The sequence below is a fragment of the Pseudomonas sp. VMV1 genome (genome assembly GCF_056790235.1).
This window is the reverse complement of sequence record NZ_JBXGSE010000007.1, coordinates 114,185-134,112: the sequence shown is the minus strand read 5'-3', so window position 1 is coordinate 134,112 and position 19,928 is coordinate 114,185. Positions and strand designations below refer to the sequence as shown.

Here is a 19,928-nt window from a genome sequence, read left to right as displayed (position 1 = left end):
ACGTTGGGCTTCGCTAACGCTCAGCCCAACCTACGAAAAACCATTCAAATCTGCGCCAACACCTGCTGGAACGGCGCGGGCAAGCCCTCGCCGAGGCGGAAGCGACCGTCTTCCAGGCGCAGGATGCCAAGGCGATCGAGCCAGGCGGCGAATTCCGGCGCCGGTTGCAGGCCCAGCACCTGGCGGGCGTAGAGGGCGTCGTGGAAGGAGGTGGTCTGGTAGTTGAGCATCACGTCGTCCGAGCCCGGGATGCCCATGATGAAATTGATGCCCGCCGCGCCCAGCAGGGTCAGCAGCATGTCCATGTCGTCCTGGTCCGCTTCGGCATGGTTGGTGTAGCAGATGTCGCAGCCCATGGGCACGCCGAGCAGCTTGCCGCAGAAGTGATCTTCGAGCCCGGCGCGAATGATCTGCTTGCCGTTGTAGAGGTACTCGGGGCCGATGAAGCCGACCACGGTGTTCACCAGCAGCGGCTGGAATTTGCGCGCCACGGCGTAGGCGCGCACCTCGCAGGTCTGCTGATCGACGCCATGGTGGGCGCCTGCAGAAAGAGCACTGCCCTGCCCCGTCTCGAAATACATGAGGTTGTCGCCCAGGGTGCCGCGACGCTGCGACAGCCCCGCTTCATAGCCTTCCTGCAGCAGCGCCAGGCTGATGCCGAAGCTCTCGTTGGCGCCCTGGGTGCCGGCGATGGACTGGAACACCAAGTCCACCGGCGCGCCGCGTTCGATGGCGGCGATGCTAGTGGTGACGTGGGTCAGCACGCAGGACTGGGTGGGGATCTCGTAGCGCTGGATGACCGCATCGAGCATCTTCAGCAGCTCGCAGATGCCGCCCGTGCTGTCGGTGGCCGGATTGATGCCGATCACCGCGTCGCCGTTACCGTAAAGCAGGCCGTCGAGGACGCTGGCGGCGATGCCGGCCGGATCGTCGGTGGGGTGATTGGGCTGCAGCCGGGTCGACAGCCGCCCACGCAAGCCGATGGTGTTGCGGAAACGGGTCACCACGCGGACCTTCTGGGCTACCAGGATCAGATCCTGGATGCGCATGATCTTGGACACCGCGGCGACCATCTCCGGGGTCAGTCCCGGGGCCAGCGCAGCGAGACTGGTCTCGTCGGCCGCCGCACCTAGCAGCCAGTCGCGGAAGCCGCCCACGGTGAGGTGGGCGACCGGGGCAAAGGCCTCGGCATCGTGGCTGTCGACGATCAGCCGGGTGACTTCGTCGGCCTCGTAGGGAATCACCGCCTCGCTGAGAAAGTGCTTGAGCGGCAGCTCGGCCAGGGCCATCTGCGCCGCCACCCGCTCCACATCGCTACTCGCGGCGACTCCGGCCAGAACATCTCCCGACCGCGCTGGAGTGGCCTTGGCCATGAGCGCCTTGAGATCGGCGAAACGCCAGGTCTGGCCGCCCACACTGTGCTGGAAACCGCTCATGCTACCTCCCGGGTTGCGCTGCTCAGGCCTCGCCGAAGGCAGCGTCGGGTGCAATGTCGCCCTGTCTACGGCTGAGACCGCAGACCAGCGCCCCTATCACCATCAGCACCACGAAGACGCTGGCGATCACCGGGTTGTACCAGACCATGGCGATCAGGCAGACCACCGCCAGCACCAGGGCGATGGCTGGCACCACCGGATAGCCAGGGGCGCGGAAGGTACGCTCCAGGTGGGGCTCGCTGCGGCGCAGCTTGAACAGGCTGAGCATGCTCATGATGTACATGACGATGGCGCCGAACACGCTCATGGTGATCATGGCGGCGGTCAGGGTCATGCCCTGCAGGCTGATCACCCCGTCGCTGAAGATGGCGGCGATGCCCACCACGCCGCCGGCCAGCACCGCTCGGTGCGGCGTCTGGAAGCGCGACAGCTTGGCCAGGCCGTGGGGCAGGAAGCCGGCGCGGGCCAGGGCGAAGAACTGCCGCGAATAGCCAAGGATGATGCCGTGGAAGCTGGCCACCAGCCCGAACAGGCCGATGCCCACCAGCAGGTGCAGCCACACGGAGCCTTCGCCCACCACCCCCTTCATGGCCTGGGGCAGCGGATCGTTGATGTTGGACAGTGCCCGCCAGTCGCCCACGCCGCCAGCGAAGATCATCACGCCGATGGCCAGGGTCACCAGGGTGAGGATGCCGGCGATATAGGCCTTGGGAATGGTGCGCTTGGGGTCCTTGGCTTCCTCGGCCGCCATGGCCGCGCCCTCGATGGCGAGAAAGAACCAGATGGCGAAGGGGATGGCGGCGAACATGCCGCCCACCGCCGCCAGCGAGAACTGGTCCTGCCCGGCCCAGCCGCCACTGGTGAAGTTGGCCACACTGAAGCCCGGCGCTACCACACCCATGAAGATCAGCAGCTCGATCACCGCCAGCACCGTGACCACCAGCTCGAAGGTCGCGGCGATGCTTACCCCGAGGATGTTCAGGGTCATGAAGATGAAATAGGCCGCCACCGCGCACAGCTTGGGATCAAGGGTGGGAAACTGCACATTGAGGTAGGCGCCGATGGCCATGGCGATGGCCGGTGGCGCGAAGACGAACTCGATCAGCGTCGCGATCCCGGCGATGGTACCGCCCCGGGGACCGAAGGCGCGGCGGCTGTAGGCGAAGGGGCCGCCGGCATGGGGAATGGCGGTGGTCAGCTCGGTGAAGCTGAAGATGAAGCAGGTGTACATCACCGCCACCACCAGCGCGGTGACCAGAAAGCCCAGGGTCCCGGCGACGCCCCAGCCATAGCTCCAGCCGAAGTACTCCCCGGAGATCACCAGACCCACGGCGATACCCCAGAGGTGCAGGGTGCCGAGGGTCGGCTTGAGTTTTTCGTTGGTCATGACAGGCCACTCCCCTTGTAGCGACGTGATCCGAATGGGCGACCGCGATCCCGCGATGCCCGGCTTTTTCGAGCTTAAACAGACCAGGACCGCGCCGACTTGACCGCTCGGCACGGCCGGTGCGACCCAGGGTCAAGTCGGCGTTACCCCTCTTCCCAGGCTGCTACCCGCGACCGCACCAGCTCGGTGCGACACCCACCCTCGCGCCCCGCAATGAGGCATGCCAAGGGCCGAATACCGTGAAGCCCTCGACGTTACGGCACCTGTACCGGGTCGACGTCTGGCCCGGGGCACAGCCTTTGCTTCACTCATGCCGATCCCCTCCCTGGACCCGCCCCATGCCCCTGGCCGCTTCCGGCTTAGCCGCCCTGACCTCACCGTCGCGCAACCTCGGCGTGCTCTCTGCCGCCGCCAGCGGGCTGGATACCGTCATCACCAGCCACGGCGGCGATGTCGATCGCATCTTCGGCACCGCCGGCATCGACCCCGAACAGCTGCAGCACCCCACCCTGAGCCTGGGGCTGGGCAACTACTGCCGGGTCCTCGAAGAAGCCGCCGCCCAGTCCGGCTGCGACAATTTCGGGCTGCACTACGGGCAGCAATTCAAACCGCAGATGCTCGGCCTGCTGGGCTACGTGGGGCTCTGCTCGCCCACCGCCGAGGCAGCGCTGCAGAACTTCGCCGCCGCCTTTCCCTTCCACCAGCACAGCACCCTGATCCAGCTGGTGGACGCCGGTGACTGCTGGCGCTTCGACTACCAGGTGCGCCACGGCGCCATCGTTGCCCGCCGCCAGGACGCCGAGCTGACCCTGGGCATGCTGCTCAACCTCTTGCGCCATGTGCTCGGCCCGACCTGGGCGCCGCGGGCGGTGCAATTCGAACATCCCCGGCCCGAGGGCTGGCACGAGCATCGCCGGCTGTTCGATGCCGCGGTAAGCTTCGGTCACCCCTACAACGCCATGCTGGTGCCCAAGGCCGACCTGCGCGACCGCACCATGCCCGACCACGACCCACTGCTCCTGCTGGTGGTGCAGGACGCCATTCGCCAACTCGGCCAGCGCTTGCCGCAGCTGGAACTGCTCGAAGAGGTCCGCGCCTCGGTACGCCTGGCACTGCCCCTGGGCGAACCCAGCCTGGAGACCATCGCCCAGCGCCTGGACCTGTCCACCAGCCAGCTGCAACGCCGCCTGCGCGACCAGGGCGCGAGTTTCTCGGCGCTGGTCGAAGGCGTCCGCCGCGACCTGGCTCAGCACTACCTGCGGCAGCGGCTGCCGATCACCGACCTGGCGCCGCTGCTGGGCTACTCGGAGACGAGTGCCTTTTCGCGGGCGTTTCGGCGGTGGTTTCAGGTGAGTCCGCGGCAATGGCGGGGCCTTTCGTAGAGGTTGGATCCTTGAGCGCCAGCGAAGCCCTACGTCGAGCGGCCATCCAAGCACCGGCATCGGTAGGTTGGTGTTGAGCGTAGCGAAGCCCAACGGCAACTCCTGCTTAGCCGGTCAGATTCTTGCAAGGCCTTGCCCCAAACAGCCCCAACCAGAACAACGACCGCCCGATGACCTCTGCCCTGCCCCCTGCCCTCTTCACCCCGGCCTGGCCGGCGCGCCTGGAGCTGGCCTATGCCCGCCAGGGCGACTGGACCCGGCCCACCACCCGCCGCCACCTCGGTCCCTTGCGCGTCCAGAAGCATCTGCACGCCGAAGGCCCCGAAGTCTGCCAGCACATCCTGGTGCATCCACCGGGCGGCATCGCTGGCGGGGATCGGCTGGACATCGACGTCAGCGTCGGCGAAAACGCCTGGGCTCAGCTCACCAGCCCTGGGGCAGCCAAGTGGTATCGCGCTGACAGCGCGGCCCACCAGCAGATCGACCTGCGCGTGGCCGCTGGCGCCACCCTGGAATGGTTGCCCCAGGAGACCATCGTCTTCTCCGGCGCCCAGGCCCATCTCGCCACCCGCATCGAGCTGGAAGGCGATGCCCGCCTCTGCTACTGGGACATCGTCGCCCTGGGCCGCCCGGCCAGTGCCGAGCGCTTCACCGAAGGCCTGTTCCAGGCACACCTGGACATCCGTCGCGACGGCACCCCGCTGTGGCACGAGCGCCAGCGCCTGGTCGGCGCGGACCGCCTGCTGGACTCGCCCATCGGCCTGGCCGGCCAGCCGGTGTTCGCTACCCTGCTGATCACCGGCACCCTGGACGCCGACACCCTGGCGCGCTGCCGTGACCTCGCCCTGCCGGTACGCGGCGACCTGACCCAGCTACCCGGCCTGGTGGTCGCCCGCTGCCTGGCCGCCGAATCCCTTCAGGCCCGCGCCTGGCTGATCGAGGTGTGGCGCCTGCTGCGCCCGGCCCTGCTCGGCCGCGTGGCCATGCCGCCACGGATCTGGAGTACCTGAGGCAGCGCCGCCCTTGTAGGCGCGGCCCATGGCCGCGATGATCGACCGACATCCCTTGACCGCATCTGCCAACCGGAACACCCATGGACCTGACACCCCGCGAAAAAGACAAACTGCTCATCTTCACTGCCGGCCTGGTGGCCGAACGCCGCCTGGCGCGCGGGGTGAAGCTCAACTACCCGGAAGCCATGGCGCTGATCTCCGCCGCCCTGCTCGAAGGCGCCCGTGACGGTCGCACCGTGGCCGACCTGATGCACTACGGCACCACCCTGCTGACCCGCGACCAGGTGATGGAAGGCATTCCGGAGATGATCCCGGAGATCCAGGTGGAAGCCACCTTCCCCGACGGGACCAAGCTGGTCACCGTCCACCAGCCGATTGCCTAGGGAGACCACCATGAGTCTGATCGTCCGCGACGCCACCCCTGCCGACCTGCCGGCGGTGCTGCACATCTACAACGACGCCGTCAGCAACACCACGGCGATCTGGAACGAAACCCCGGTGGACCTGGCCAACCGCCAGGCCTGGTTCGACCTACGCGCTACCCAGGGCTATCCGATCCTGGTCGCCGAGAACGCCGAAGGGACGGTGGTGGGCTACGCCTCCTTCGGTGACTGGCGGCCCTTCGAGGGCTTTCGCCACACCGTCGAGCACTCGGTCTATATCCATCCTGACCAGCGCGGCCAGGGCATCGGCCCGCAGCTGATGATGCCGCTCATCGAACGTGCCCGCGCCTGTGACAAGCACGTGATGGTGGCCGCCATCGAGAGTGGCAACCAGGCCTCGATCCGCCTGCACGAGCGCCTGGGCTTCATCACCACTGGGCAGATGCCCCAGGTCGGCATCAAGTTCGGACGCTGGCTGGACCTCACCTTCATGCAACTGATGCTGGAGCAGCGCCCATGATCCCCGGCGAATACCAGATCCAGGACGGCGACATCGAACTCAATGCCAGCCGCCGTACCTTGAGCCTGACCGTTGCCAACAGCGGCGACCGACCGATCCAGGTGGGCTCGCACTACCACTTCCACGAAACTAACGACGCCCTGGTGTTCGACCGCGCCCTGGCCCGTGGCATGCGCCTCAACATTGCCGCCGGCACCGCCGTGCGCTTCGAGCCGGGCCAGAGCCGCGAGGTGGAGCTGGTCGACCTGGCCGGCGCCCGCACCGTCTACGGCTTCGCCGGGCGGGTGATGGGCAGGTTGTAGGGACAGCCCCTCACCCCAACCCTCTCCCTCAGGGAGAGGGGGCCAAAAGCAGACACCATGCCTTTCGCCCTTCCCTTTTCTGCCTGAGAAATGGTGGGCGTGAAGGCCCCAACCAGAACACCCGCTCTTCCCCCTCTCCCTCCGGGAGAGGGCGGGGGTGAGGGCAAACCGGACCATTTCTATTCGGGATCAACGCCTATGAAAATCTCCCGCCAAGCCTATGCCGACATGTTCGGCCCCACCACCGGCGACCGGGTGCGCCTGGCCGATACCGAGCTCTGGATCGAGGTCGAAGAGGACCACACCGTCTACGGCGAAGAAGTGAAATTCGGTGGCGGCAAGGTCATCCGCGACGGCATGGGTCAGAGCCAGCTGCTGGCGGCCGAGGTGGTCGACACCGTCATCACCAACGCCCTGATCGTCGATCACTGGGGCATCGTCAAGGCAGATGTCGGCCTCAAGAACGGGCGCATCCAGGCCATCGGCAAGGCCGGCAACCCGGACATCCAGCCCGGCGTCAGCGTACCCATCGGCGCGGCCACAGAAGTCATCGCCGGCGAAGGCATGATCCTCACCGCGGGCGGCATCGACTCCCACATCCACTTCATCTGCCCGCAGCAGATCGAAGAGGCGCTCATGAGCGGCACCACCACCATGATCGGCGGCGGCACCGGCCCGGCCACCGGCACCTATGCCACCACCGTGACCCCCGGTCCCTGGCACATGGCGCAGATGCTCAAGGCCGCCGATGCCTTCCCGATGAACATCGGCTTCACCGGCAAGGGCAACGCCAGCCTGCCCGGACCGCTAGAGGAACAGGTGCGCGCCGGCGCCATCGGCCTAAAGCTGCACGAAGACTGGGGCACCACCCCCGCCGCCATCGACAACTGCCTGGCGGTGGCCGATCGCTTCGACATCCAGGTAGCCATCCACACCGATACCCTCAACGAATCCGGTTTCGTCGAGACCACCCTGGGCGCCTTCAAGGGCCGCACCATCCACACCTATCACACCGAGGGTGCCGGCGGCGGCCACGCGCCGGACATCATCAAGGCCTGCGGCTTCCCCAACGTACTGCCCAGCTCCACCAATCCGACGCGGCCCTTCACCAGGAACACCATCGACGAGCACCTGGACATGCTCATGGTCTGCCATCACCTGGACCCGAGCATCGCCGAGGACGTGGCCTTTGCCGAGAGCCGCATCCGCCGCGAAACCATCGCCGCCGAGGACATCCTCCACGACCTCGGCGCCTTCGCCATGATCAGCTCCGACAGCCAGGCCATGGGCCGCGTCGGCGAGGTCATCACCCGCACCTGGCAGACCGCCGACAAGATGAAGAAGCAGCGCGGCCCGCTGCCCGAGGATGGCGCCGGTAACGACAACTTCCGGGTCAAGCGCTACATCGCCAAGTACACCATCAACCCCGCGATCACCCATGGCATCAGCCACGAGGTGGGTTCCATCGAGGTGGGCAAGTTCGCCGACCTGGTGCTCTGGCGCCCGGCGTTCTTCGGTGTGAAGCCGACGCTGATCCTCAAGGGCGGCGCCATCGCGGCCAGTCTGATGGGCGACGCCAACGCTTCCATCCCCACCCCGCAACCGGTGCACTACCGCCCCATGTTCGGCAGCTACGCCGGCATGCTCCACGACACCAGCCTGACCTTCATCAGCCAGGCCGCCTTCGAGGCGGGGGTGCCCGAGCAACTGGGGCTGAAGAAGCGCATCGGCGTGGTCAGGGGCTGCCGCACCGCGCAGAAGAGCGACCTCATCCACAACGACTATCTGCCGACCATCGAGGTCGATCCGCAGAACTACCAGGTCAGGGCCGACGGCCAGCTGCTCTGGTGCGAACCGGCCGAGGTCCTGCCGATGGCGCAGCGGTATTTTCTTTTCTAGAGGGCCTGTTCCAACGGCACGGCCTGTTGGGCTTCGCTGCGCTCAGCGCCAACCTACATTGCGCGCTCCGTAGGTTGGCGCTGAGGCAGCTCCATCGCCGAAGCCCAACGATGCGCATGGCTATGCCAGGCGTAGCCAAAGCCTCTAAACTGCGACTTTCCATTCACCAAGGACGGTGATCTTGGACTATCGACGCAACCGTGCCGCGGGTGGTACGTTCTTCTTCACGGTCAACCTCAACGACCGCTCCTCTACTCTACTCGTCGATCACATCGGCGCGCTGCGGCAGGCGATACGCCAGGTGAAAGCCCAGCATCCCTTCGACATTCTTGCCATGGTGGTCCTGCCCGATCACTTGCACGCGCTCTGGTGCCTGCCGGAGGGCGACTGGAACTATCCCCTGCGCTGGAGCCTGATCAAGGCAGGCTTCTCCCGTCAGTTACCGCCGCTTGAGACGGTAAACCTGTCGCGACGGCTAAAACGCGAACGCGGCGTCTGGCAAAGACGCTATTGGGAGCACCAGATCCGGGATGAGCAGGATCTGCAGCGGCATCTCGACTACATCCATTTCAATCCAGTGAAGCATGGTCATGCGCGAAGCGCGGTGGAGTGGCCCTATTCGTCCATCCATCGCTATGTGCGAGCAGGCGTCCTGCCAGCGGAGTGGGCAGGACAGCGCGATGAGGAATGGGCGGTGGGCGAGCGGTGAGAGTTGGTTGTGTTGGGCTTCGCTGCGCTCAGCGCCAACCTACGCGGTTCAACCATCCACGTTGTACCCAATCAACATTGGGCACCCGTAGGTTGGGCTGAGGCGGCTCTATCGCCGAAGCCCAACATGCCGTAGCAGGCATGGGCATCGTTGGGGTTGGTCGTGTTGGGCTTCGCTGCGCTCAGCGCCAACCTGCGCGGCTCAACCATCCACGTTGTACCCAATCAACATGGGGCACCCGTAGGTTGGGCTGAGGCAGCTCCATCGCCGAAGCCCAACACACCACGGCAAGCATGGGCACCGTTGGGCTTCGCTTTCGCTCAACCCAACCTACACGAAACCCGCCGGCGCTCAGCCGCGACTGACTGGCGCCGCCGGGGCTTCCGCGCGGTCGTCGCGGTCGTAGGCGGCCTTGTCCAGCTGGCCCATCCAGCGCGCGGTCAGGGTGCCGGCGGTCATGGAGCCGTTGACGTTGAGCGCGGTGCGGCCCATGTCGATCAGCGGTTCGATGGACACCAGCAGCGCCACCAGGGTGACCGGCAGGCCCAGGGCCGGCAATACGATCAGGGCGGCGAAGGTGGCACCACCACCTACGCCCGCCACGCCCGCCGAACTCAGGGTGACGATGCCCACGAGCGTGGCGATCCATAGCGGATCGAAGGGATCGATGCCCATGGTGGGCGCGATCATCACCGCCAGCATGGCCGGATAGAGACCGGCGCAACCGTTCTGGCCGATGGTGGCGCCAAAGGAGGCGGCGAAACTGGCGATGGCCGGCGGTACGCCGAGGCGCTCGGTCTGGGCCTCGATGTTCAGCGGGATGGTCGCCGCGCTGGAGCGGCTGGTGAAGGCGAAGCTCAACACCGTCCAGACCTTGGGAAAGAAGCGCGCTGGCGACAGGCCGCTCAGGGTCAGCAGCAGCGCATGCACGCCGAAGAGGATGGCCAGGCCCAGGTAGGAGGCGATCAGGAAGGTGCCCAGCTTGAGCACGTCCTGGGGGCTGGCGGTAGCGACCATCTTGGTCATCAGCGCCAGCACGCCATAGGGGGTCAGTTGCAGCAGCAGGCGTACCAGCTTCATCACCCAGGCCTGGAGCACGTCGATGCCAGCCAGCACCTTCTCGCCGCGGACCGGATCGTCGCGCTGCAGGCGCAAGGCGGCGACGCCGAGGAAGGCGGCGAAGATCACCACGCTGATGATGGAGGTGGGACTGGCGCCCGTGAGGTCGGCGAAGGGATTCTTCGGAATGAAGGACAGCAGCAGCTGGGGCACCGACAGGTCCGCCACCTTGCCGACATAGCTGTTCTGCAGGGTGGTCAGGCGCGCGGTCTCCTGGGCGCCCTGCACCAGGCCCTCGGCGCTCAGGCCGAACAGCCAGGTCACCAGCACCCCGACCAGGGCGGCGATGGCGGTGGTGAACAGCAGCGTGCCCAGGGTCAGCAGGCTGATGCGGCCCATGGACGAGGCCTCGCGCAACCGCGCCACGGCCGCCAGGATGGAGGCGAACACCAGTGGCATGATGCTCATCTGCAGCAGCTGTACATAGCCGTTGCCGACCAGGTTGAACCAGCTGATGGAGGTCTTGAGCACCGGGGCGTCGTGACCATAGACGAGTTGCAGCACCAGGCCGAAGGCGACGCCCAGGGCGAGGCCGATGAAGACGCGCACGGCCAGGCTCCAGCCGGTATTGCGGGTACGCGCCAGCAGGCCGAGCAGCACGGCGAAGGCGACGAGGTTGAGGACGAGAGGCAGATTCACACGAGGTCTCCGAAACGGCGCCCGGCGCGGCCGCCGGACGAGAGGCGGGCGATGGTATCAGTTCAGGCCGCCCGGGCTTAGATCGAGGCGCTATCACCTGATAACCCTGGGACCCTGGGCGGAGCGGTTCTATCGCCGGAGCGAACGGTATTTCCGCGGTGCTCTGCACTGCTAGAGTGCGCCGCGTCGGGAAACGAAGCCCGACCCTGCCAACCAGAAAAGGAGTCACCTCATGCAACGTTTCGCCAAGCTCGCCGCCTCTTTCGCCCTCGCCGCCGCCGTCGCTGGCTGCACCGGCACCGCGATGAAGACGCAGAACCTGGATCCGTCGCAGTACACCGTCGTCGGTCATGGCGAAGGCAAGGCCACCGGTCTGATGATCCTGGGTTTCATCCCGGTCCAGCAGAACGACCGCTTCGTGCGCGCCCAGCAGGCCGCCATCAAGTCCCGCGGCGGCGATGCCCTGATCAACGCCCAGGTGCAGGAAAACTGGTTCTGGGCCTATGTCCTGAACGGCTACACCACCACCGTTTCCGGCGACGTGGTCAAGCTCAAGCGCTGAGCCTTCCGCGACCGACAGGCGCCGCCCACCCGGGCGGCGTTTTTGCGCTAGGCTGGCAACTTCTCCCCGAGGAAGCCGACCATGACCGCGACCCTGATGAAACTCCCGCTGCAATCCATCGACGGCGAAACCCTGACCCTGGAACGCTACCTGGGCAAGGTGCTGCTGGTGGTGAACGTCGCCTCCAAGTGCGGCCTTACCAGCCAGTACGAAGGCCTGGAACGCCTTTACGAGACCCAGCGCGAGCGCGGCCTGGAGGTGCTCGGCTTTCCCGCCAACGACTTCAAGCAGCAGGAGCCGGGCAGCGATGCCGAGATCAAGGAATTCTGCTCCCTCACCTACGGTGTGCAATTTCCGCTGTTCGCCAAGCTCAGCGTGGTGGGTGAAGACCAGCATCCGCTCTATGCGGAGCTGACCCAGGCGCAGCCCGAGACGACTGGCGATGGCCCCTTCCGCGAGCGCATGCTGAGCCGTGGGGGCACCCCCAATCCCAAGCCCGAGGTGCTGTGGAATTTCGAGAAATTCCTGATTGGGCGCAATGGCGAGGTGGTGGGTCGTTTCGCGCCCGACGTGACGGCGGAGGATCCGCGGTTGCTGGAGGCCATCGAGAGGGAGTTGGCGAAGGGGTGAAGTCGGGGTGCCAGTAGGTTGGGTTGAGCGTTAGCGAAGCCCAACGATGCCGGGGTTTGCCCGCATGCTTGGGCTGATCGGTGCCTTGCTACTTACCGAGTTCTGCTGATGTTTTTTGTTTCGCCCACCCGAGCGACTCACTTTTTTCAATCGCGAAAAAAGTAAGCAAAAACGCTTGCCCCGGACATCCGGCCCTACGCTGCGCTTCGGAGCCACTCACGCCAGCGCCGTTCCGGGGTCGGCCTACACGGGCCGTCCATGGCCCGTTAGACCTCTCGCCGCCTCCATGCGGCTCGACCCACTCCACGACACTGGCGTTCGCCCTCCTGAACGGGGCGATTCGCCAGCCTGAAAGTTTTGGCTGAAGAGCCGGTAGGGTGGACAACGGCGCAGCCTTGTCCACGCGTTAAGCGTTGCTCCTCAAGTGGAAAACGCTGCGCGGTTTTCCACACTACACCTGAACACCCAAGCATCAGGCTTGCGCTTCGTCCCCGTCAGTGAGGCCGAGTGCAGGTGTCGCGCAGGGGGATGCAAGGCAGGACGCCGAGCAAGGCGCGAGGGGCAGGAGGCCCCTTCGTGCCGTGCCCTCGGAGCGGCGCTGGAGCGAGGGAGACGTAGCGAAGCGAAGTAACAGCCGCAAGCTGGCCCGAAGGGTGAGCGAAGCGAATCACCCGGAGCGTAGCGGAGGGCCGAAACGTGGGGACAAGCGTCTTTGGTTACTTTTTTCGGGGCGCGCAGCCGCGTTTGAAAAAAGTGACTCGCCCGGTTGGGCGAAACAAAAGCCATCAGGACACTCGATAACCCGCTAAGGCGCCTGATATCCAAAATGTTGGGCTTCGCTGACGCTCAGCCCAACCTACGGTAAGTGCCTGGAGCTCCTGCGCGATCGGGCTATGACAGCAGGTCTACCCCCGCTGCAACACCCCGCGCATAGACCCGAAATGCCCCGGGAAGGAACAGAAGAAGGTGTATTCCTTGCCCGCTTCCAGGACCCCGGTGTCGAAGGTCACCGAGTCCTTCTCGCCACCGCCCAGCATGCGGGTGTGGGCGATGATGCGTTCGTCGCCCTCGGGCAGGTAGCCCTTGTCTTCGCCTGCGTTCATGCCAGCGGCGTCGACGGCCGAGGCGTCGGTGGAGCGGGTCAGCACCCAGTTGTGGCCCATGACGTTCTTGGGCAGGCTCCCGCTGTGGATCAGCTCGACGGTAAAGGTCTTGCACGAGGCCGGGACCTGGATCGAGGCGCGGCTGTAGGTCATCTGGTCGCCGGCTTCGATCTGGGTGGTGCAACTGTCGGCGGCCCAGGCGCCGGTACTTCCCAGGGCGAACAGCGCGGCGGCAAAAAGCTTGGATTTCATGAACCCTCCGGATGCGTGAAAGTCGCCAGTCAGACCGATGCGAGGGTGGCGGGTTCCGAGCGCGCTGGCAAGCAGGCCGCTGCGCTTCGCTCTATCGCCCCCATCGAAACCTTTGCCAGGTGGCCGTGCCCAATCTCTGCGTACCATGCTCCCATCATCCGCCAGCCAAGGACGCCCGCCATGACCCTTACCGCCCTGCTGCACGAGTTGTTCGCCAGCTATGCCCAGGCCGCCAGTGGCAATGCGCCGGAGGAAGCGTTCCTCGCGCGATGACGAAGCTTTGATCCGGCGGAACGGACGGCTAGGCTAGGCGTTTTGCCTGCCTAGGAGTCCTCATGTCGCTGAAAGCCGTCTGTGTCTTCTGTGGCGCCAAGTCCGGCGCCTCGCCTGTCTTCGAGCAAGCCGCTGCGCAACTCGGCCGTGCCCTCGCCGAACGGGGTCTCACCCTGGTCTACGGCGGTGGCAAGGTCGGCCTGATGGGCGTGGTCGCCGATGCCGCCCTGGCCGCCGGTGGCGAGGTGATCGGCATCATTCCCCAGAGCCTCAAGACCGCCGAGCTGGGCCATACCGGCTGCACCCGTCTGGAAGTGGTCGACGGCATGCACGCGCGCAAGGCACGCATGGCCGAGCTGGCCGATGCCTTCATCGCCCTTCCCGGTGGCCTGGGCACCCTGGAAGAACTCTTCGAGGTCTGGACCTGGGGCCAGCTCGGCTACCATGCCAAGCCCATGGGCCTCCTGGAGGTCGACGGCTTCTATGCCCAATTGGAGGGCTTCCTCGATCACCTGGTGGCCCAGGGCTTCGTCGCCGCGCCGCATCGCGCCATGCTGCAGGTGGAAGACTCGCCGACCGCCCTGCTGGACGCCCTCGCCGCCTGGCAGCCCACCGCACCGCCACGCTGGGCGGAACCCGCGCCGCGCTAGTTCGACTACACCGCCCGTCCCGGATCTAGAACCCTCGCCGCTTGTGGCCTGTCGGTACTGACAGGCCCGCAAACGTTTCAAGAGCGACGAGGATTCTCCCATGACCGATTTCCCCAAATCCCCCATGCCGGAACAGCAGCAAGAGGTTCCCGGCCTGCAATCGCGCATGAATCCGGTCCCGGATTGCGGCGAACAGAGCTACAAGGGCTCCGGCCGCCTGACGGGCAAGAAGGCCCTGATCACCGGTGGCGACAGTGGCATCGGCCGCGCCGTGGCCATCGCCTTCGCCCGCGAGGGCGCCGATGTCGCCATCAGCTACCTGAACGAACACGAAGACGCCGAGGACACCGCCCGCCTGGTGCGCGAAGCCGGCCGCGAGGCCCTGTTGCTACCGGGGTGCCTGTCCAAGCGCGAGCAGTGCCTGGCGGTGGTGGACGAGACCGTGGCCGCCTTTGGCCGCATAGATGTGCTGGTCAACAACGCCGCCTTCCAGATGACCCACGAGACCCTCGAAGAGATTCCCGACGACGAGTGGGTCTACACCTTCGATGTGAACATCACCGCCATGTTTCGCATCACCCAGGCCGCGATAAAGCACATGGGCCAGGGTGGCTCCATCATCAACACCACCTCGGTGAACTCGGACATGCCGCGGCCGACGCTGCTGGCCTATGCCACCACCAAGGGCGCCATCGCCAACTTCACCGCGGGACTGGCCCAGCTGCTCGGTGAGAAGGGTATCCGCGCCAACAGCGTGGCACCCGGTCCCATCTGGACCCCGCTGATTCCCGCCACCATGCCGCCTGAGCAGGTCAAGGAATTCGGTGGCAACACCCCGCTCGGCCGCCCCGGCCAGCCGGTGGAGCTGGCGCCGGTCTACGTAATGCTGGCCTCGGACGAATCCAGCTACACCTCAGGTGCGCGTATCGCCGTCACCGGTGGCAAGCCGATCCTCTAAGCGCCCGCGAAGTACCTGCACCCTGGCGCGAGCCGGGGTCGCCTTTCCCCTTTTTTGCATCGGAGCCCTCCGTGAGCGAGCATCCCAAGCCCCCATTGAAACCCCAACCCCAGACCTTTCCCGGCTCCGAAGCGCGCATGGAGCCACAGCCCGACAGCGGTGCCGCGAGCTACCACGGCTCAGGTCGCCTGCAAGGCAAGAAGGCGCTGATCACCGGCGCTGACAGCGGCATTGGCCGCGCCGTGGCCATCGCCTACGCCCGAGAGGGCGCCGATGTCGCCATCGCTTATCTGGACGAGCACGAGGATGCCCAGGAAACCGCCCGCCTGGTCACCGAGGCGGGTCGCCAGGCCGTGCTCTTGCCCGGCGATCTGGCCGAGCGCCAGACCTGCCTGGACGTGGTGCAGAAGACCGTCGAGGCCTTTGGCCGCATCGACGTACTGGTCAACAACGCTGCCTTCCAGCAGGTACGTGACAGCCTCGACGAGATTCCCGACGAGGAATGGGTGCATACCTTCAACGTGAACATCCATGGGATGTTCCGCATCACCCAGGCGGCGCTGAAGCACATGCCGCGTGGCGGCTCCATCATCAACACCGCCTCGATCAACGCCGACATCGCGCCCCCGACCCTGCTGGCCTATTCGGCCACCAAGGGCGCCATCGCCAACTTCACTGCCGGTCTGGCGCAGCTGCTCGGCGAGAAAGGTATCCGTGCCAACAGCGTCGCCCCCGGCCCGATCTGGACGCCGCTGATCGTCAGCACCATGAAGCCGGACGAGCCGGAGCAATTCGGTAGCAGCACGCCCCTGGGGCGTCCCGGCCAGCCGGTGGAGCTGTCACCGGCCTATGTGCTGCTGGCATCGGATGAAGCGAGCTACATCTCCGGCGCCATGCTGCCGGTGACGGGCGGGATGCCGGTACTTTAACGGTTTGCTGGGGTGCCCGGGTTTGCCCTCACCCCAGCCCTCTCCCCAAGGGAGAGGGGTTGGAAATTCCGTAGGTTGGTTTGAGCGCAGCGAAGCCCAACGCGGGATAGCCAGCAGCGTTGGGCTTCGACGATGAGGCCCACTTAGGCACCGTGTGGAAAACGCTGCGCGGTTTTCCACCCTACGAATCTGAGTTTCTCCTCACCCCAGCCCTCTCCCCAAGGGAGAGGAGGTTGGCGGGTCAGTAGGTTGGGTTGAGCGCAGCGAAGCCCAACGCGGGATAGCCAGCAGCGTTGGGCTTCGACGATGAGGCCCGCTCAGGCACCGCGTGGAAAACGCTGCGCGGTTTTCCACCCTACGAATCTGAGTTTCTCCTCACCCCAGCCTTCTCCCAGAAGGAGAGGGGTTGGTTGGGCGCGAAGGCTTGGCAGGTCTGTAGGTTGGGTTGAGCGCAGCGAAGCCCAACGCGGGATAGCCAGCAGCATTGGGCTTCGACGATGAGGCCCGCTCAGGCATCGCGTGGAAAACGCTGCGCGGTTTTCCACCCTACGAATCTGAGTTTCTCCTCACCCCAGCCCTCTCCCCAAGGGAGAGGGCTTGGCGGGTCCGTAGGTTGGGTTGAGCGCAGCGAAGTCCAACATGGGATAGCCAGCAGCGTTGGGCTTCGACGATGAAGCTGTCTCAACCCAACCTACGAGGTTTGTCCTTCTTCTCCATGAAAAGATCGCGCAGGCACTCGCGTGGAAAACGCTATGCGGTTTTCCACCCTACGAATCTATGCCGGCAACCGAACGCATTGGTCAAACGCCCCCTCTCCCTCTGGGAGAGGGTCGGGGTGAGGGCCGCCCGAACGCCCAGGTGGAAAACGCCATGCGGTTTTCCACGCTACGGCTGCAGGTAGCGCACCATCGCATCGCCGATCATGTTCTTGTGCCGCCGCAACACCGCCGGTGCCTCCATGTCGATGTCGTGGATGCGGCCGAAGGTGTGGCGGTTGGAGACGCGGTAGAAGCAGAACGAACACATCAGCAGGTGCACATCCACGGCGTCGAGACCGCTGCGGATGTCACCGCTCGCCTCGCCGCGCGCCAGGATGCGGCGCAGAGCCTCCAGGGCCGAGGAGTTGAGGCTGGAGATGGTCTCGGACTGCGCCAGGTGGCGGCCGCGATGGATGTTCTCGATGCTTACCACGCGGATGAAGTCGTCGTGGCTGCGGTGGTGCTCGAAGAGGAACTCGGCCAGGGTGCGAATCGCTTCCAGCGGTGGCAGACGATCAAGCGGCAGCTCGGCTTCGTCGCCGCGTACATCGCTGTAGAGCTTTTCCAGCACCGTCAGGTAGAGCTGCTCCTTGCTGCCGAAGTAGTAGTAGATCATCCGTTTGGAGGTATGGGTGCGCTCGGCGATGGCGTCCACCCGCGCACCGCTCAGGCCCAGGTCGGCGAACTCGGCCACGGCGGCGGCGAGGATGGCCTGGCGGGTCTTTTCGGGATTGTTCTTGCGCGGCGTACGGAGCGCGGGCGCGAGCGCCGGGGTTTCCTGCATCGGGTCTGACTCTTGGCTGGGGAGAGACGCGGGTACCCGCAGGTACCCGCCTGGCTCAGAATTCCAGGGGTGCCGGGCGACCCTGGCGGGCTTGCAGCATGGCGGCCAGGCGTACCGGACTGTTGGCGGCGCCGTAGCCACTGTAATCCTTGCGCTCCAGGATTTCGAAGAAGAATCGGTCGGCGAAGGATTCGGTGTAGACGTGGAACAGCTCGCCACCCTGGGCATCGCGGTCGTAGAGCACGTTGTAGTAGGCCAGGCGACTGAGGAAGTCGTCGTCGAAATCGAAGCGTGCCCCCAGGTCGTCGTAGTAGTTCATCGGGATCTCCAGCAAGGGCACCCCGGCGGCCTTGGCCTGCTCCACCGCCTGGAAGATGTCCCGACAGGCGAAGGCGATGTGGTGCACCCCCGAGCCCCGGTAGCTGGAAAGCGCCCGGGCGATGGCGGTGTTGCGATTCTCGGAGATGTTCAGCGCCAGGCGCACGTTGCTCTCGCGATTCTTCAGCGCACGGCTTTTCACCAGGCCATAGGGGTCGGGGACCACCACCTCGTCATCGGCGCTGAAGTCGAACAGGCTCTTGTAGAACAGCACCCAGCTGTCCAGCGCATCGGCCGGCAGGGCGATGGCGACGTGGTCGACGTGGGTCAGGCCGAGGCCACCGCTGGCGCCGGCGCTGACATCGAAGTCGGTGTCATAGAGGCTGCGCCCGTCGGCGCCGCGATCGGCGAGATAGATCAGACTGCCGTCCGGCGCTCGCATCGCGGGGATCTCCCGTTCGTTCGGCCCGACCAGGCCGCGATAGGGCTGTGCCCGGTACTGCTGGGCGCGTTCCAACGCCGCGTGACTGTCGGGCACCCGTAGCGCCATGGCGCACAGCGAGGGACCGTGGGCCTCGAAGAAGTTGTGGCCAAAGGAATAGGGTTCGGCGTTGAGCACCAGATTGATTTCGCCCTGGCGCAGCAGGGTGACGTTCTTGGAGCGGTGCCGCCCGGCCTGGGCGAAGCCCAGCTTGCCCAGCCAACGGGCCAGTTCGGCACCGTGGGCGTCGTCCACGGCGAATTCGAGGAATTCGGTGCCTTCCAGACGCGGCGCCTCGGGCGGGGCGAACAGGGGCGCCGCCACCGGCGTTTCCTCACGCTGCAGGCGAGCCGCGGTCTGCTCTTCCAGGTAGAGCAGGGATCTCAGGCCATCGGCGGCGGTGGCACGGGTCTGGGCGGCGCGGAAGCCGTCGTTGAAGATCTCCAGCGACAGCGGCCCCTGGTAACCGGTCTGCAGGATGGGCGCGAGAAAGCCGGCCAGGTCGAACTCACCCTGCCCCGGGAAGCAGCGGAAATGCCGGCTCCACTCCAGCACGTCCATCTGCAGCAGCGGTGCATCGGCCATCTGCACGAAAAAGATCTTGTCCCCGGGAATCTGGGCGATGCCCGCCGGATCGCCACCTATGGACAGGGTGTGGAAACTGTCGAGCAAGACGCCGAGATTGGGGTGGTCGACCGCCTTCACCAGGCGCCAGACCTGCTGCCAGCTGTTGACGTGGCGCCCCCAGGCCAGGGCTTCGTAGCCGATGCGCAGGTCGCGCCGGGCGGCGTGTTCGGCCAGCAGCTGCAGGTCATCGGCGATCAGACGCTCATCGCCGAGGCTGTCGGCGGCGGTGTTGCTGCACACCAGGATGAGATCGGTGCCCAACTCCTGCATGAGGTCGAACTTGCGCTCGGCGCGGTCGAGATTGCGCTGCAGCCGCTCGCGGCGTCCGCCCTCGAAGTCGCGGAACGGCTGGAACAGGGTGATGGCCAGCCCCAGGTCCTGGGTACGCTGGCGGATCTCGCGCGGGCTGGCACCGGAATACAGCAGGTCGTTCTCGAAGATCTCCACACCGTCGAAGCCCGCCGCGGCGATCGCTTCGAGCTTCTCGGTCAGGGTGCCACTGATGGATACGGTCGCGATGGAACGCTGCATGCCGGTGCTCCTGTGTTGAACGGCTGTCTCCACTGGCTGACTGTAGCGGAGCGGCTCTGGTTCGTCGGGTCTGGAGACGATTATTCTTGGCGCCGGCCAGGCCAACAACGGATTATGTACGAACTGGTTAGTTTCTGTTCGCTGATCGAACAAATGGGTCTCTGGCGAATTGACCCACCGCCGTGGCGCCTCGCACTATGGATTGCAGAGCCCTCGTGCTTGCTTCCACCGCGTCGACCATAACAAGACAAACAAGAGTGTGCGTCCATGCCTCTGCTATCCA

General features: G+C 65.8%; 18 protein-coding genes. 12 read left to right on the top strand and 6 right to left on the bottom strand.

Annotation, left to right across the window (positions count from 1 at the left end; all coding sequences use genetic code 11):
* Positions 1 to 44 precede the first annotated feature (44 nt).
* The gene (locus ACUCV0_RS19705; protein ID WP_482213450.1) at positions 45 to 1,436 is read right to left on the bottom strand and encodes an ethanolamine ammonia-lyase subunit EutB; all 1,392 of its coding nucleotides are present in this window, start codon (positions 1,434 to 1,436) and stop codon (positions 45 to 47) included.
* Between the two features lie 22 nt (positions 1,437 to 1,458).
* Entirely contained in the window at positions 1,459 to 2,823 is a 1,365-nt protein-coding gene (gene eat / locus ACUCV0_RS19700; protein WP_482213449.1) for an ethanolamine permease, read from the bottom strand.
* A 338-nt stretch (positions 2,824 to 3,161) separates the two neighbouring features.
* Between eat and qhpR the strand changes: the two genes are divergently transcribed.
* From qhpR to ACUCV0_RS19665, 7 genes are all read left to right on the top strand, one after another.
* Positions 3,162 to 4,205, top strand: a complete 1,044-nt coding sequence (qhpR, locus tag ACUCV0_RS19695) for an AraC-like transcriptional regulator QhpR (protein WP_454253735.1) — start codon at positions 3,162 to 3,164, stop codon at positions 4,203 to 4,205.
* A 170-nt stretch (positions 4,206 to 4,375) separates the two neighbouring features.
* Positions 4,376 to 5,215, top strand: coding sequence for an urease accessory protein UreD (locus tag ACUCV0_RS19690; protein WP_482213448.1), 840 nt, complete (start codon positions 4,376 to 4,378; stop codon positions 5,213 to 5,215).
* A gap of 83 nt (positions 5,216 to 5,298) precedes the next feature.
* Complete coding sequence (locus ACUCV0_RS19685) at positions 5,299 to 5,601, top strand: urease subunit gamma (RefSeq protein ID WP_482213447.1); 303 nt, start codon at positions 5,299 to 5,301, stop codon at positions 5,599 to 5,601.
* 10 nt (positions 5,602 to 5,611) lie between these two features.
* Positions 5,612 to 6,121 carry a GNAT family N-acetyltransferase gene (locus ACUCV0_RS19680; protein ID WP_059316228.1) on the top strand — a complete coding sequence of 170 codons (510 nt, stop codon included), beginning with the start codon at positions 5,612 to 5,614 and terminating at the stop codon, positions 6,119 to 6,121.
* Positions 6,118 to 6,423 carry an urease subunit beta gene (locus ACUCV0_RS19675; protein ID WP_482213446.1) on the top strand — a complete coding sequence of 102 codons (306 nt, stop codon included), beginning with the start codon at positions 6,118 to 6,120 and terminating at the stop codon, positions 6,421 to 6,423. Before ACUCV0_RS19680 ends, ACUCV0_RS19675 begins: the two co-directional genes overlap by 4 nt.
* 198 nt (positions 6,424 to 6,621) lie before the next feature.
* Positions 6,622 to 8,322 (top strand): urease subunit alpha, encoded by a 1,701-nt coding sequence (gene ureC, locus ACUCV0_RS19670; RefSeq protein WP_482213445.1) that lies wholly within the window; start codon positions 6,622 to 6,624, stop codon positions 8,320 to 8,322.
* A gap of 178 nt (positions 8,323 to 8,500) precedes the next feature.
* Entirely contained in the window at positions 8,501 to 9,031 is a 531-nt protein-coding gene (locus ACUCV0_RS19665) for an REP-associated tyrosine transposase (protein WP_482213510.1), read from the top strand.
* Between the two features lie 351 nt (positions 9,032 to 9,382).
* On the opposite strand, the gene ACUCV0_RS19660 is transcribed toward ACUCV0_RS19665, so the two are convergent.
* Positions 9,383 to 10,789, bottom strand: a complete 1,407-nt coding sequence (locus ACUCV0_RS19660) for an L-cystine transporter (RefSeq protein ID WP_482213444.1) — start codon at positions 10,787 to 10,789, stop codon at positions 9,383 to 9,385.
* A gap of 232 nt (positions 10,790 to 11,021) precedes the next feature.
* On the opposite strand from ACUCV0_RS19660, the gene ACUCV0_RS19655 reads away from it, so the two are divergent.
* Positions 11,022 to 11,351: a hypothetical protein gene (locus ACUCV0_RS19655; RefSeq protein WP_007163001.1), complete on the top strand. Its 330-nt coding sequence runs from the start codon at positions 11,022 to 11,024 to the stop codon at positions 11,349 to 11,351.
* An 81-nt stretch (positions 11,352 to 11,432) separates the two neighbouring features.
* Positions 11,433 to 11,981, top strand: coding sequence for a glutathione peroxidase (locus tag ACUCV0_RS19650; protein ID WP_482213443.1), 549 nt, complete (start codon positions 11,433 to 11,435; stop codon positions 11,979 to 11,981).
* 905 nt (positions 11,982 to 12,886) lie between these two features.
* On the opposite strand, the gene azu is transcribed toward ACUCV0_RS19650, so the two are convergent.
* Complete coding sequence (gene azu / locus ACUCV0_RS19645; protein ID WP_271653070.1) at positions 12,887 to 13,336, bottom strand: azurin; 450 nt, start codon at positions 13,334 to 13,336, stop codon at positions 12,887 to 12,889.
* 335 nt (positions 13,337 to 13,671) lie between these two features.
* On the opposite strand from azu, the gene ACUCV0_RS19640 reads away from it, so the two are divergent.
* The 3 genes from ACUCV0_RS19640 (at position 13,672) to ACUCV0_RS19630 (ending at position 16,146) form a co-directional block, all read left to right on the top strand.
* The gene (locus tag ACUCV0_RS19640) at positions 13,672 to 14,259 is read left to right on the top strand and encodes a cytokinin riboside 5'-monophosphate phosphoribohydrolase (protein WP_482213442.1); all 588 of its coding nucleotides are present in this window, start codon (positions 13,672 to 13,674) and stop codon (positions 14,257 to 14,259) included.
* A gap of 100 nt (positions 14,260 to 14,359) precedes the next feature.
* A complete protein-coding gene (locus ACUCV0_RS19635) occupies positions 14,360 to 15,217 on the top strand; it encodes an SDR family oxidoreductase (RefSeq protein ID WP_454253744.1) in 858 nt (285 codons plus the stop codon).
* Positions 15,218 to 15,288: 71 nt separating this feature from the next.
* Complete coding sequence (locus ACUCV0_RS19630) at positions 15,289 to 16,146, top strand: glucose 1-dehydrogenase (protein ID WP_482213441.1); 858 nt, start codon at positions 15,289 to 15,291, stop codon at positions 16,144 to 16,146.
* 885 nt (positions 16,147 to 17,031) lie between these two features.
* On the opposite strand, the gene ACUCV0_RS19625 is transcribed toward ACUCV0_RS19630, so the two are convergent.
* Together ACUCV0_RS19625 and quiC are read right to left on the bottom strand one after the other, a co-directional pair.
* The gene (locus ACUCV0_RS19625) at positions 17,032 to 17,688 is read right to left on the bottom strand and encodes a TetR/AcrR family transcriptional regulator (RefSeq protein ID WP_482213440.1); all 657 of its coding nucleotides are present in this window, start codon (positions 17,686 to 17,688) and stop codon (positions 17,032 to 17,034) included.
* A 55-nt stretch (positions 17,689 to 17,743) separates the two neighbouring features.
* Complete coding sequence (quiC, locus tag ACUCV0_RS19620) at positions 17,744 to 19,645, bottom strand: 3-dehydroshikimate dehydratase QuiC (protein ID WP_059316238.1); 1,902 nt, start codon at positions 19,643 to 19,645, stop codon at positions 17,744 to 17,746.
* Positions 19,646 to 19,928: the final 283 nt, after the last annotated feature.

Excerpts from the sequence above, each read along its gene's own strand:
- quiC (WP_059316238.1), bottom strand. The coding sequence starts at position 19,645 with ATGCAGCGTTCCATCGCGACCGTATCCATCAGTGGCACCCTGACCGAG.
- ACUCV0_RS19655 (WP_007163001.1), top strand. The coding sequence starts at position 11,022 with ATGCAACGTTTCGCCAAGCTCGCCGCCTCTTTCGCCCTCGCCGCCGCC.
- azu (WP_271653070.1), bottom strand. The coding sequence starts at position 13,336 with ATGAAATCCAAGCTTTTTGCCGCCGCGCTGTTCGCCCTGGGAAGTACC.
- ureC (WP_482213445.1), top strand. The coding sequence starts at position 6,622 with ATGAAAATCTCCCGCCAAGCCTATGCCGACATGTTCGGCCCCACCACC.
- ACUCV0_RS19705 (WP_482213450.1), bottom strand. The coding sequence starts at position 1,436 with ATGAGCGGTTTCCAGCACAGTGTGGGCGGCCAGACCTGGCGTTTCGCC.
- ACUCV0_RS19650 (WP_482213443.1), top strand. The coding sequence starts at position 11,433 with ATGACCGCGACCCTGATGAAACTCCCGCTGCAATCCATCGACGGCGAA.
- ACUCV0_RS19685 (WP_482213447.1), top strand. The coding sequence starts at position 5,299 with ATGGACCTGACACCCCGCGAAAAAGACAAACTGCTCATCTTCACTGCC.
- ACUCV0_RS19635 (WP_454253744.1), top strand. The coding sequence starts at position 14,360 with ATGACCGATTTCCCCAAATCCCCCATGCCGGAACAGCAGCAAGAGGTT.
- eat (WP_482213449.1), bottom strand. The coding sequence starts at position 2,823 with ATGACCAACGAAAAACTCAAGCCGACCCTCGGCACCCTGCACCTCTGG.
- ACUCV0_RS19680 (WP_059316228.1), top strand. The coding sequence starts at position 5,612 with ATGAGTCTGATCGTCCGCGACGCCACCCCTGCCGACCTGCCGGCGGTG.
- ACUCV0_RS19640 (WP_482213442.1), top strand. The coding sequence starts at position 13,672 with ATGTCGCTGAAAGCCGTCTGTGTCTTCTGTGGCGCCAAGTCCGGCGCC.
- ACUCV0_RS19690 (WP_482213448.1), top strand. The coding sequence starts at position 4,376 with ATGACCTCTGCCCTGCCCCCTGCCCTCTTCACCCCGGCCTGGCCGGCG.
- ACUCV0_RS19675 (WP_482213446.1), top strand. The coding sequence starts at position 6,118 with ATGATCCCCGGCGAATACCAGATCCAGGACGGCGACATCGAACTCAAT.
- qhpR (WP_454253735.1), top strand. The coding sequence starts at position 3,162 with ATGCCCCTGGCCGCTTCCGGCTTAGCCGCCCTGACCTCACCGTCGCGC.
- ACUCV0_RS19625 (WP_482213440.1), bottom strand. The coding sequence starts at position 17,688 with ATGCAGGAAACCCCGGCGCTCGCGCCCGCGCTCCGTACGCCGCGCAAG.